General features: G+C 29.6%; 14 protein-coding genes. 9 read left to right on the forward strand and 5 right to left on the reverse strand.

Annotated elements, in window-relative coordinates; genetic code table 11:
• Window positions 1-24 precede the first annotated feature (24 nt).
• Entirely contained in the window at window positions 25-708 is a 684-nt protein-coding gene (locus tag AEBR_RS10710) for a response regulator transcription factor (RefSeq protein ID WP_128983485.1), read from the forward strand.
• Here AEBR_RS10710 and AEBR_RS10715 read toward each other — a convergent pair.
• The 4 genes from AEBR_RS10715 to AEBR_RS10730 are packed head-to-tail and all read right to left on the reverse strand — an operon-like array spanning window position 697 to window position 4531.
• Window positions 697-1509 (reverse strand): EI24 domain-containing protein, encoded by an 813-nt coding sequence (locus AEBR_RS10715; RefSeq protein ID WP_129086264.1) that lies wholly within the window; start codon window positions 1507-1509, stop codon window positions 697-699. The two genes, AEBR_RS10710 and AEBR_RS10715, sit on opposite strands and share 12 nt — an antisense overlap.
• Entirely contained in the window at window positions 1503-2369 is an 867-nt protein-coding gene (locus AEBR_RS10720; RefSeq protein WP_228712137.1) for a radical SAM/SPASM domain-containing protein, read from the reverse strand. Before AEBR_RS10720 ends, AEBR_RS10715 begins: the two co-directional genes overlap by 7 nt.
• A 32-nt stretch (window positions 2370-2401) precedes the next feature.
• Entirely contained in the window at window positions 2402-2944 is a 543-nt protein-coding gene (locus tag AEBR_RS10725; protein ID WP_129086262.1) for a hypothetical protein, read from the reverse strand.
• Window positions 2945-2953: 9 nt separating this feature from the next.
• The gene (locus AEBR_RS10730; protein WP_129086261.1) at window positions 2954-4531 is read right to left on the reverse strand and encodes a PAS domain-containing sensor histidine kinase; all 1578 of its coding nucleotides are present in this window, start codon (window positions 4529-4531) and stop codon (window positions 2954-2956) included.
• 183 nt (window positions 4532-4714) lie between these two features.
• Here AEBR_RS10730 and AEBR_RS10735 point away from each other — a divergent pair, with 183 nt between their 5' ends.
• Window positions 4715-5608 (forward strand): DMT family transporter, encoded by an 894-nt coding sequence (locus tag AEBR_RS10735; protein WP_129086260.1) that lies wholly within the window; start codon window positions 4715-4717, stop codon window positions 5606-5608.
• On the opposite strand, the gene AEBR_RS10740 is transcribed toward AEBR_RS10735, so the two are convergent.
• Window positions 5582-6178 carry a helix-turn-helix domain-containing protein gene (locus AEBR_RS10740; RefSeq protein ID WP_129086259.1) on the reverse strand — a complete coding sequence of 199 codons (597 nt, stop codon included), beginning with the start codon at window positions 6176-6178 and terminating at the stop codon, window positions 5582-5584. The two genes, AEBR_RS10735 and AEBR_RS10740, sit on opposite strands and share 27 nt — an antisense overlap.
• Window positions 6179-6420: 242 nt before the next feature.
• Here AEBR_RS10740 and AEBR_RS10745 point away from each other — a divergent pair, with 242 nt between their 5' ends.
• Genes AEBR_RS10745 through AEBR_RS10775 form a run of 7 tightly spaced genes read left to right on the forward strand, consistent with a single transcriptional unit; the run spans window position 6421 to window position 11847 of the window.
• Window positions 6421-6654 (forward strand): hypothetical protein, encoded by a 234-nt coding sequence (locus AEBR_RS10745; RefSeq protein WP_128983472.1) that lies wholly within the window; start codon window positions 6421-6423, stop codon window positions 6652-6654.
• Window positions 6654-7313 (forward strand): hypothetical protein, encoded by a 660-nt coding sequence (locus AEBR_RS10750; RefSeq protein ID WP_129086258.1) that lies wholly within the window; start codon window positions 6654-6656, stop codon window positions 7311-7313. Before AEBR_RS10745 ends, AEBR_RS10750 begins: the two co-directional genes overlap by 1 nt.
• A 42-nt stretch (window positions 7314-7355) precedes the next feature.
• Window positions 7356-8474, forward strand: a complete 1119-nt coding sequence (locus tag AEBR_RS10755) for a branched-chain amino acid ABC transporter substrate-binding protein (RefSeq protein ID WP_129086257.1) — start codon at window positions 7356-7358, stop codon at window positions 8472-8474.
• 16 nt (window positions 8475-8490) lie between these two features.
• Window positions 8491-9393 carry a branched-chain amino acid ABC transporter permease gene (locus tag AEBR_RS10760; protein WP_129086256.1) on the forward strand — a complete coding sequence of 301 codons (903 nt, stop codon included), beginning with the start codon at window positions 8491-8493 and terminating at the stop codon, window positions 9391-9393.
• On the forward strand, window positions 9393-10346 hold the full coding sequence (locus tag AEBR_RS10765) for a branched-chain amino acid ABC transporter permease (RefSeq protein WP_129086255.1): 954 nt from the start codon (window positions 9393-9395) through the stop codon (window positions 10344-10346). Before AEBR_RS10760 ends, AEBR_RS10765 begins: the two co-directional genes overlap by 1 nt.
• Window positions 10346-11122, forward strand: coding sequence for an ABC transporter ATP-binding protein (locus AEBR_RS10770; RefSeq protein ID WP_129086254.1), 777 nt, complete (start codon window positions 10346-10348; stop codon window positions 11120-11122). Before AEBR_RS10765 ends, AEBR_RS10770 begins: the two co-directional genes overlap by 1 nt.
• A 2-nt stretch (window positions 11123-11124) precedes the next feature.
• Window positions 11125-11847: an ABC transporter ATP-binding protein gene (locus AEBR_RS10775; protein WP_129086253.1), complete on the forward strand. Its 723-nt coding sequence runs from the start codon at window positions 11125-11127 to the stop codon at window positions 11845-11847.
• The last annotated feature ends 121 nt before the right edge of the window (window positions 11848-11968 follow it).

Consider the following 11968-nt stretch of genomic DNA (forward strand, 5'->3'; position numbering starts at 1 on the left):
ATATCTTTTATAATAAGGCTTTATATGGACAAAACACTAATTTCAAACTTAAGTAATTTTACACTTTTATATGTGGAGGATGAAGAGGGAATTAGAAACAATATATATGAGATTTTAAGACACCTATTTAAAAAAACCTTTGTTGCAAAAAATGCAAAAGAGGCATATAATATGTACGACTCAAATAGACCCGACTTAATAATTACAGATATAAAAATGCCCAATGAAACAGGAATTGAATTTATAAAAAATATTCGAAAAAGAGATAGTAAAGTAAGAGTTATTATAACATCTGCTTACACTGATTTAGAGTATATGTTAGAAGCTACAGAGCTTCATTTGGTAAAATATATTATTAAACCTATAACAGAAGATAAACTAACAGAAGCTCTTGAAGCTTTTATAAAAAGTTACCATAACACAGAGATATTTAATTTAAAAGAAGGCTGGCTTTTTGATGCTAGTAAATCAATAATTCAAGCAGATCATCAAGAGTTTAAACTAACAAAAAAAGAGAATCTCTTTTTAAATCTTTTAATTAAAAAGAATAGAATTATCAGCTACCAAGAGATGGAAAATGTAATTTGGACAGAAGATAGTATTATGACACCAAATGCAATGAGACTCTTTATTAAAAACTTTAGAAAAAAACTTCCACCAGATACACTAAGAAATGTACAAGGAACAGGATATAGATTAGTTCTCTAAATCCTGTTCAATAAGTTTTGAATTATTTTCTTTTTTATTTAAACTTCTTAACTCTAAAAAATATGCATGTCCCAAATAGATAACAAAAAATACAGCAGTAAAAAGCATTAAAGAAGGGATAAGTGATAAGAAGTATAAAAACAGTGTTCTAAATCTAAAAGCATTAGCTTTTTTATGATGAATTATTGCATACTGTTCATCAGTTAAGATTGTAGAAGCAACATCATGATTTAACATCTTATGAAAAAAGTAATAAAAAGGAAAATTTATAGCCAAAATATTAACTAATGGAATAAAATATAGAGGTATAAACAAAAAGAAAAGTCCTATCATTATTAAAAAACTTTTCACTGCAATAAATAGTGGAGTCATCATTGTTCCAAATCCATTTATTGGAAGTTCTTGGTAGTGTCTTTGGTGTAAAATACCTAAAATCATTGGCGTTAAAAAACCTATAATTATTACAGTTGTAAAAACTGAAAACATCATAATAAAAAGCGTTCCCACAGTATAAACTAAAAAGCCAACTAACCAAGAAGTAATTGAATACTTAAATAAAAAAGCCATTAAAGTTGTCATCCAAACAAAATAAAAAGGTGCTTGTTCATCTACAAAAACATCTTGTCCATTTTGTGTTTGCTGAATATAAATTTGTAAAGAATCAAAGCCATAACCAGCAGCCAAATAAAAGAGTGACAACATAATTATTAAAGTTAAAAGAAGTGGCACAACGGCAATCTTCAACATTGGTTTTGTAAAAAAATCTTTCACACTTTGAGCTATAATTTCACCCTCTAACACTCTATTTCCTTTTTATCAAATCTTCTTCTGTAATCACACTTTTGACACAACTCTTCAACCAAAGAGTTGTTTTTAAAGCCCTTTTTCATCTCAATTGCTCTTTTTGAGTTTAAAATCTCTTTTAGGCTTTGTTCTTTTATATCTCCTAGTTTTATAACTGCATCTTTATCCAAACAACAAGGAACAACCTCTCCTGCACTTAATATAGCAAAATGAGAGTCTAAACCATAACAAAACCCTTTTTGTGAAACTACTTCATTCTCTAAATTTGGCCATTTAAAATAGTCATCAAAATTAAAAAACACCATTCTTGCAATTTTTATATTTTTAGGTTTTGTTGCATAAACTTCGTCCATATCAATATTGGTTTTAAATCTAGCATTAACTCTTTTAAAAACCTCTTTATTAAACTCTTTTGCACTTCTGCTTTCATCTAAATTCCAGATTCTAAGATTTATAAAAAAGTGTTGTCTCTTTTCAAGGGCAAATTCAATAAAATCTAAAATTGGATTTAGATACTCATCTATACTTTTTTTATGAGAGTTTGCATTATATGAATTTATTGAAAAATTTATCTGTTTTATTGTTTCATTCATAAGAGAAGAGAAATGCTTTTTTTGAAGATTATTTGCAGTTGTTGTTATATTTACTTTTAAACCATGTTTCAAACTTATATTTAGATACTCTTCTAGGTTGCTTAAAACCAAAGGATCTCCAACTACATGATAAGCTAGTTCATTTGTCATCTCTTTTAACTGGGCATTTAAACTATCAAAGTCTTCAAGACTCATGGTGGCATTTGGTACACTTTTGGGAGGACAAAAACTGCATTTTAAGTTGCAAATATTTGTTATCTCCACATGTACTTTTCTAAACTTTTTTATATAATATCCTATTTTAAAAGGTAAGGTAGATCTCTACTTAGAGACTTTAACAAATCTTCATTTATAAAAAACTTTGCAAACGCTTGGTCTTTGTTTTTATAAGCAAAGGCACAGACATATCTGTTTCTTCTAATTAACTCTAAACTCTCTTCTAAGGCTACTTTTAAATCCTCATTTGCCTTTTGATAATACTCATATATTTCAAATAAAGGCTCTTCATAATTGGTATCTTTAAAGAAAACCACATTATCCTCTAAGAACTCTATTACATTCTCTTCATTTGTTTTTATATTTAAAAAAGCCTCTTTTATATCATTCATTCGTAAATCAAATTTAAAGCCCAAAAGAAGAAGCTCTTTAAAATTTTTAATATCATTTTTTTGGAAATAGTATTGTAGAAGTAGAGTTAAATAGTGCTCTTTTATATCACTCTCATAGGCATCAAGATATTGTGTAACATAATCTAAATCATCTATTTTCCCATCTTCAAGCAAAGTTTTGTGAATCATACTAACTTGCGCCATTATCTCATGTAATCTGCTATCACTCATACTCTTTCCTTAATCTTGCTCTAAAGGTATTTTTAGCTCAAAACAAGCGCCAACATATGTTTTATTATTATACTCAATTTCTATATTTTTAACTTCAATAGTTCCATTAAGGTGCTTCATAATATTTTTTGACATATATAGCCCTATTCCTGTACCTTGATAACTATGTTTTGTAGTAAAGTATGGTTCAAAAATCCTATCAATTATTCTTTGTGATACACCACCACCATTATCTATTATCTGAATACTAAGATAACTATTCTCTTTTAAACTTTTTATAAAAATTGCTTTTTTATATCTTTTTTTAATCAGTTCATCAACCGCATTATTTATAATATTTAGAATAACTTGCAGTAATTCATTTTCGTAACTATAAATCTCTGTATTATCTATCTTTTTTATAAATTCAATTGAGAGATGATTGTATCTTGAATTAATAAGTTTAATTGCACTATCTATTAGCTGCTCTATTTGAAATCTGCTTTTCTCTTTATTTGGTTTGAAAAAATTCCTAAAGTCATCTATTGTTTTAGATAAATACTGAACTTGTTCACTTATTGTATTAAGCCCTGAAGTTAGAATATCTTTATTTAAAATTCCCTCTTCATTTTGTAAAATCATTCCACTAGAAAGCACAGAAACAGCAGATAAAGGTTGTCTCCACTGATGGGCAATATTCTCAAGCATCTCTCCCATTGCAGCCATCTTTGATTGCTTTTTCATTATATCTTCATACTCAATAAGCTCTTTTTTTACCTTTGCAATCTCTTGGTGTAGAGTTCTATTGTACTCTTTTAATTTCCAATTTAGTTCCTCTTTTTTCTCTTCAATCTCAACTCTATCTCTAATATCTCTTGAAATTGCAATTGCAAAATCTCTTCCTAAATAACTTTTTGCATGAATTGAAGTCTCCACAGGAATGAATGTGCCATCTTTACATTTATATTTAGCAAAAGTTATTAGATTCTCCTCTTTCTCAAGTCTTCTAAAAACTTCATCTATCTCTATTTTTTGTTTCCCTTCAACAGAAAATCTAAATTCAGAGATTCTCATACTCTTTAGCTCATTAATATCATATCCCAGATTATCAGATACAGTTCTATTTGCAAACTCTATTAATTCACTTTTTTTGTCAATAAGAAAAATCATATCTCTTGATGATTCAATCAATTCAAAATATAAATCTATTTTTTCTGTTCTTTTTACTCTTGAAGAGATATCTTTAACATAAGAGATAAGATACTCTTTTTTGTCTATTATAATATCTCTTGAATGGATTTCAACAGGAAAGATTTCGCCATTTTTCTTTTTATGCAAACTCTCTAAAGAGTTGGTATTATTCTTGCCATCGTTTAGTTTAATTTCTGAAAATCTTTCATAAAATCTATTTTCATCTTTTAAAACAATATCCACTTCCCAGACTTTAAGTCTTTGTAGTTCAGGAAGAGTATAATCCAAGTAATTAAGTGCATTATTATTTGCAAAAACAAATCTTCCATATTCATCTATTAAAAATATTGATTGGTTTGAGAGGGAGAATGTTGCTTCTAATATATTAAAAAAGTTTTTTTCTAAAAATTCTGTCATTAAAAATAAATCCTTAAAATGTTAATGATTTTATTTAAGTTCAAATTAAAATATAGTTAAAACTAAACTCTGTGACATAAATCTTGAAATAATTACACAAAAAAATAAAAGAGTGTGTCAAAAATCAAGCAGTTAAATAAAAATTAAAGATTATTGATTAAAATTCCTTATCAAAGGTAATATATGAAATCACAAAATGTCGCATATAAATATGCAATAACAGCTATTTTTTTATGGTCAACGGTAGCTACAGCTTTTAAAGTTGCCCTTAAATACTTAAATCCTGTAGAGTTGGTTTTTTATGCTTCAATTAGCTCAGCACTTATTCTACTTTTAATTATCCTTATAAAAAAAAGAGTTAAAGATGTTCAAGTTTTTATAAAATCAAACTGGAAAACTGTTTTTTTATTAGCCTTAATCAATCCTTTTTTATACTATCTTGTTCTATTTGAGGCTTATAATATTTTACCAGCACAAGAAGCTCAAGCCATAAACTATACTTGGGCTTTAATGTTGGCTTTTCTTTCAGCTATTTTTTTAAAACAAAAACTAACATTAAATGATATTGTTGCTGGAATTATTTGCTACTTTGGTGTTCTTATAATCTCAACAAAAGGGGAACCTTTTTCTCTTAATTTTTCAAATATAGATGGAGTATTATTAGCACTGCTTTCAACAATTCTTTGGTCTATGTATTGGATTGCAAATACAAAAAATAGAGTTGATCCGCTAATTGGAGTATTCTCTAATTTTCTTTTTTCTCTCCCTTTGATTGCTCTTTATGGATATTTTTCAGGAACTCTAAACTCTTTGCCAGAACTTAATGGAATTTTTGCTTCACTTTATATTGGAGTATTTGAAATGGGAGTCACTTTTTTATTTTGGTTAAATGCAATGCAATATGCAGTTTCAACATCAAAGATTGCAAACTTAATCTTTATCTCTCCCTTTTTATCTTTAATATTTATTCATTTTGTATTAAAAGAGGAGATATATTACTCTACTTTGTTTGGTTTGATTACAATTATAGCTGGACTTGTGATACAACAATTAAAAAGAGACAGGAGTAATAACTGACAGATAAGAGGCTTTTTTGTTACTTCTATTCTCTATTTTATGAGGTATTTCAGGATTAAATCTAATAGAATCTCCCTGTTGAAGTGAAAACTCTTTTGTATTTAAAGTCACTACAATTTCACCCTCTAATACATAATCACACTCTTCTCCACCTTTTGTATGTGGAATTATCTCATCAGTAACTCTATTTGGTTCCATATTTACTTGTAACATCTCAATATCCCCTTGTAGATCAGGAACTAACAGCTCACAAGTATATAAAGGATCAGGAAAAGATATCTTTTTTCGCTCATCTTTTCTAACCACATAGTGTTTTTCATCATTTATTGCATCCATATTCCCATTTGCCAAATAATCTTCACTATCATTTGTAAATAGAAATGCCAAAGTTACATCAAGTACTTTTGCTATTTTTCTTAATGTTTCAACAGAACCTTGAGTTGAACCTTTTTCAAGTTGCGACAACATACCAAAAGATATTCCTGACTGATTTGCCAAATCTTTTGCTGTCATTGACTTTTTAACTCTTAACTCTCTTATTTTGCTACCTACGTTTATCTCTTCTTTCAATTTAAAACCCTCTAAAAAAAGGAAAGTTTATCTAAAAAACATTTAATATGTTTTTATAAATGGACATTAATCTTAAAAATAGCTTATTTGTTACAAATAAATCATATGAATTGCTTATTAATTATACATGTTTCCTATTATAAATTAAGTTTCACTTAAGTTTTAATATGAAATAATTTACTATGTTTCAATTAGTACTACAAAAAGTAATACTAAATTAACTTAGATAAGGCTTAAACAATTTGGCAAAACTAAAGAACAACAGAACCATTATTAAAAAGGTTATTAATAAACATAAAGAGGGCTCAAAAAAAGAGATTGCTCAACTTACTATTAAGATTGATAGTAAATTGGATGAAGCTTTAGCTATTCTAAGCAAAGATTTGAATATCTCAAAAAATAGACTTATTGAAGATATACTATATGAAAGTGGTATAATTCAAGAAGTTGATGAGAACTATGTGGAGATTGATTAATGGGTATATTTCCTTTAAAAGATGATGTTATATCTGCTGTTATTTCAGGAATCAAAAGCGCAAAAAAGAACTATACTTTTTGGACTTGTGATGAACTCTATTTATCATATGCTCCACCAAAGTTTTTATCAATTCATGTTGCACAAGAGATTGCAAAGTTAAACAATGCACCAGAAATTTTCATTGATGCAACTATCTCCGATATATTAAGATGTTCCCTACCAAATAGATCTGACTTTAGAGAGTTTATGAGAAAAAACTACATTATGGAAAGAAATTTCTGCATAACTTTAGACGAAAGATTTGAACACAAAAGTGATAATGACTCAATTTCAAGAGTTATAATCTCTTTAAAAAACGGTGTAAGGAACGTTCAACAAGAGTACCTTGATGATATTGAATTGATGTGTAAAGTATTGCAAAGAGAACATAAAAATGATACAACTTTAGATTATGGAATTTTTGCTTTTTATTTAGATATCTCTTCAAGTGCAAGAAAGAAAGCAGATGTTAGACTTGAGTCTATAATTGAATCTTTTGATAATATAGTATCAAAATTCAATAATCTTAAATCAACTTTTAAAGGAGGGGAAATAGCAAACATAGAAAAGATAGGTGAGTGGTGTATTGGATGTTATATCATTGAACCAACTTTATAATCAAACAATAAGACAAAAAGTAAAAAATTTTAGGAGTCAAATATGAAGAAAATTATAAAAACGCTAGCGCTTAGTAGTATTGTTACTTGCTCATTACTAGCAAGTGATGTGGTAAAAATTGGGGTGCAAGCACCTATTACAGGTAAATATGCAAATGAAGGGCAAAGTATTGATAACTTTGTAAAACTTTTAGTTGACGAAAAAAATGAGCAAGGTGGAATTTTAGGTAAAAAAATTGAAGTTGTAACTTGCGATGATGAAGCAAAAGCACAAAAAGCGGCAGTGTGTGCAAAAAAACTTGTAAATGCAGGTGTTATAGCTGTAATTGGTTCATACACTTCAGGAGCAACAGAAGCTGCTCAAACTACATATTATAGAAATAAAGTATTACAAACAAGTGATGGAACAAGTGATTCTCTAATAGAAAACAAATATTGGACTTTTTTTAGAAACTCTTTTCCAAACTCTTCACAAAGTGACTTTACAGCTGATTATTTTGTAAATCAAAAAAAATATCAAAGAATTGTTGTTTTATCTGATTACTCTTCATACTCTGATGGACTTGGTACAGCAACAGAAGAGTCTTTAAAAAAACTTGGAGCAAATGTAATTTTTAGAGGAAAGATTAAATCGGGAACTCAAAATTTTACAGCAGTTCTAACAAAAATCAAAGCTATGAAACCTGATGTTATCTATTACTCTGGGTACTATACTGATGGAGGTCTTTTAAGAGCTCAACAACTTCAACTTGGAATCAATGCTGATTTTGTTGGTGGAGACTCAAATGATAACCCAGACTTTTATAAACTTGCTGGCGATGCAGCTGAAGGTACAGTTATTATAAACTTCCCTACTCCAGAAATTTTACCTTATGAAGCGGCAAAAAAATATTTAGCTGCATATAAAAGAGAGTTTAATATGAATCCTCCTTCAATTTGGCCTGTTACAAATGCTGATGGATTAAGAGCAATTTTTGAAGCTATTGAAAAAACAAGTTCATTAGATACTAAAAAAATCTCTGACTATATTAGAAATGATATGAAAGATTTCCCAGGTATTACTGGACCTTTTAATATTAGAGAAGATGGAGAAAGAGTTGGAGCTAAATTTGTAGTATATAAATTGAATAACAATGGAACAAAAGACGTTGTAGGTCAATAAAAGATAAAGGAGCAATATGGATATTTTTCTTCAACAGTTAATTAATGGTTTAACTATAGGAAGTCTATATGCATTAGTTGCTTTAGGTTATACTATGGTCTATGGGGTAATGAAGTTAATCAACTTCGCCCATGGAGACCTAGTTGCCTTTTCAGCTTATGTTGGACTTACAATCTTTTCTCAATTATTTGGTAGCAGTGCAACTTCTTTTGTTAGTGTAATTATTATTTTTGTATTAACTTCAATTATTGTTGCTTTTGTGGGTGTCCTTCTTGAGCGCCTTGCCTATAGACCTTTAAGAACGGCACCAAGACTTAGTGCAGTTGTATCTGCCCTTGGAGCGGCTTTAGTTATACAAAATGGTATCATGCTTATTTGGGGACCAAATATGTTAATTTTCCCAGCAGATTTACTTCCAAATACCACATGGAATATTGGTGGAGTTATTATCACTTTTACACAAGTCTGTATTCTGATTTTATCAGCTGTTTTAATGGCAGCTTTATATATATTTATTAATAAAACCAAAATGGGTACAGCAATTAGAGCAACTGCAATAGATCAAGATGCAGCAAAATTAATGGGAATCAATGTAAATAGAATTATTATGATTATCTTTATAATAGGTTCAATTTTAGGAGCTATTGGAGGTCTTTTTATTGGTCTTTATTATAGAGCTTTAATTTTTGATATGGGATGGCTTTATGGTTTAAGTGCCTTTATTGCAGCAATTATTGGTGGAATTGGTTCAATCCCAGGAGCAATGATTGGTGGACTTTTATTAGGACTTTTTAATGCTCTAATTGCAGGTTATATCTCAACTGAATGGGCAGAGACTTTTACTTTTATTCTATTAATTATCATTTTAATAGTTAGACCAACGGGTATCCTTGGTGAAAAAACAGCGGAGAAAGTATAATGAATAAAACAACAGCAATAGCAACACTTTTTGTTGTAGTAATGGGAGTTTTTCCATTTTTAGTTGACTCTGCTTGGTTATCAATAGGAATTACTTTTTTAGTTTTTGCAACAGTTGCCTTTTCTCAAGATATTATTTTAGGACGAGCTGGTGTGTTTAATATGGGACATGCAATTTTCTTTGGAATGGGAGCATATACAACTGCTATTTTAAATGTACATTTTGGATTTGAAATTATTGCAACTCTTCCTTTTGCAATCATTCTTCCTGCAATTATTGCCCTACTTCTTGCAGGTCCAATTATTCACTTAAGAGGGGATTATCTTTTAGTAGCGACAATTGGATTTAACATCATCTTTGAACAAGTTCTAAAAAATGATATATTTGGTCTTACAGGTGGGCCAAATGGTATTTTTGGTATTGATGTAGTAAGGGTTTTCGGATATGAGTTATTCTCAGATAAAGCGATCTATTATATAGCTTTTGCACTTCTTCTAATAACACTTCTAATTATTAGGAACTTGGATAACTCAAGATATGGAAGAGCGCTTTATTATATAAACAAAGATGAAATTGCTGCAAAATCTATGGGTATAAATATTCCATATTATAAACTTTTTGCTTTTGCATTAGGAGCTGCTATTGCAGGAGCTGCTGGAAGTGTATTTGCAGTCCAATATTCAGCAGTTAGTCCAGAATCATTTAACTTTATGCAATCAGTTATGTTTTTTGCAATTGTTCTTGTAGGTGGTTCAGCTTCCCTTCCTGGAGTTATAATTGGTACTTTTGTAATGTTTGTACTACCTGAGTTATTTACAGAGTTTAAAGAATCAAGATATTTAATCTTTGGAGCAGCAATGGTTTTAACAATGGTTTTAAGACCAAATGGTGTTTGGCCAGCAACTTTTGGAAATATTCCAAAATTTTTAAAACCAAAAAAAGGGGTTAAATAATGGAATATGTATTAGAGATAGAAAATGTATCTAAATTTTTCCATGGTTTAGTTGCAATTGATGATTTAACAATAAAGGTAAAACCTGGACAAATTTATGGAATCATTGGTCCAAATGGAGCTGGGAAAACTACACTTTTTAACTGTGTAACAGGTATTTATACCCCTGAACAAGGAACAATTAAATACAAAGGTGAAAATATAACAGGAATGCAACCACATAAAATTGCAGCAAGGGGTATTTTAAGAACTTTCCAAAATATTAGACTTTTTAAAGAGATGAGTGTTGCAGAAAATATTATGGCAGGATACCATACAAGATCAAAACAAAAATGGTATCACGCAATTATTCATACACCTTTTTATAAAAAAGATGAGAGACTTGCTTGGCAAAGAGTAGATGAACTAATGAAATTTTTTAATCTAAGCGCTTACTCAACAACTCCTACTGGAGATTTATCTTACGGTAATCAAAGAAAAGTAGAAATGGCAAGAGCATTAGCTGCAAATCCTGAACTTCTTATTTTGGATGAACCAGCAGCTGGTCTTAATGAAAATGAGACCGAAGAGTTAACAGAAATAATAAGAGACATCAGTAAAATGGATATCGGTATTATGATGATTGAGCATGATATGGAGATGGTTATGAATTTAACTGACTATATTACTGTTATAAATTTTGGTAAAGAGATATCACAAGGAGTTCCAAGCTTTATACAAGATGACCCTAAAGTTATTGAAGCATATATTGGTAGTGATGATGAAGAAGAGGAGTAACAATGGTGAATAATGAAATTCTATTAGATATAAAAGATTTAGAGGTAAGCTATGGAGCTATTGCTGCTATTAAAGGTATCTCATTACATGTAAAAAAAGGTGAAGTTGTTACAATTTTAGGTGCCAATGGTGCAGGGAAAACAACAACTCTTAGAACAATTTCAGGACTACTTAAAGCAAAAGCTGGGCATATAATTTTTGATAAAAATGATATTACTAAATGTGAAGCACACGATATTGTAGCTCTTGGGATGTCACACTCTCCTGAGGGAAGAAGAGTATTTGGAACGTTAAGCGTCCAAGAGAATCTAATGATGGGTGCTTATACTTTAAAAAGCCATGATAAGGAGACTTTAGAGTGGATATATGATATTTTACCAAGACTTAAAGAAAGGAGAAAGCAATTAGCAGGAACTCTTTCAGGTGGTGAGCAACAAATGCTAGCTATTGGAAGAGCGATTATGAGTAAACCTAAATTACTTATTTTGGATGAGCCCTCACTTGGACTTGCTCCAATTTTGGTTAAGGCGATATTTAAAGCAGTTAAAGAGATTGCTTTAAGTGGTGTTACTGTGTTATTAGTTGAACAAAATGCAAAAGCTGCACTAAAACTAGCAGATAGAGCATATGTTTTAGAAGTTGGAAAAATTACCCATCAAGGAACATCTGAAGAGTTGTTAAATTCAAAAACAATTCAAGAGGCATATTTGGGTAAAAAACATTAATCAAAAGAAGAAAAATATCAAGTAGCAAGAGGGGTTTTACTTGGCGGTGTTCCCCTCTAAAGCACATTTGAAAGCGTGCGCTTTAGGCTACTTAAAATTTTATTAAACCTCAATAAATTTT

It is taken from the genome of Halarcobacter ebronensis (assembly GCF_013201825.1).
In the GTDB taxonomy this organism is placed as follows: Bacteria; Campylobacterota; Campylobacteria; order Campylobacterales; family Arcobacteraceae; genus Halarcobacter; species Halarcobacter ebronensis.

Excerpts from the sequence above, each read along its gene's own strand:
- AEBR_RS10710 (WP_128983485.1), top strand. The coding sequence starts at position 25 with ATGGACAAAACACTAATTTCAAACTTAAGTAATTTTACACTTTTATAT.
- AEBR_RS10725 (WP_129086262.1), bottom strand. The coding sequence starts at position 2,944 with ATGAGTGATAGCAGATTACATGAGATAATGGCGCAAGTTAGTATGATT.
- AEBR_RS10730 (WP_129086261.1), bottom strand. The coding sequence starts at position 4,531 with ATGACAGAATTTTTAGAAAAAAACTTTTTTAATATATTAGAAGCAACA.
- AEBR_RS10735 (WP_129086260.1), top strand. The coding sequence starts at position 4,715 with ATGAAATCACAAAATGTCGCATATAAATATGCAATAACAGCTATTTTT.
- AEBR_RS10750 (WP_129086258.1), top strand. The coding sequence starts at position 6,654 with ATGGGTATATTTCCTTTAAAAGATGATGTTATATCTGCTGTTATTTCA.
- AEBR_RS10755 (WP_129086257.1), top strand. The coding sequence starts at position 7,356 with ATGAAGAAAATTATAAAAACGCTAGCGCTTAGTAGTATTGTTACTTGC.
- AEBR_RS10760 (WP_129086256.1), top strand. The coding sequence starts at position 8,491 with ATGGATATTTTTCTTCAACAGTTAATTAATGGTTTAACTATAGGAAGT.
- AEBR_RS10765 (WP_129086255.1), top strand. The coding sequence starts at position 9,393 with ATGAATAAAACAACAGCAATAGCAACACTTTTTGTTGTAGTAATGGGA.
- AEBR_RS10770 (WP_129086254.1), top strand. The coding sequence starts at position 10,346 with ATGGAATATGTATTAGAGATAGAAAATGTATCTAAATTTTTCCATGGT.
- AEBR_RS10775 (WP_129086253.1), top strand. The coding sequence starts at position 11,125 with ATGGTGAATAATGAAATTCTATTAGATATAAAAGATTTAGAGGTAAGC.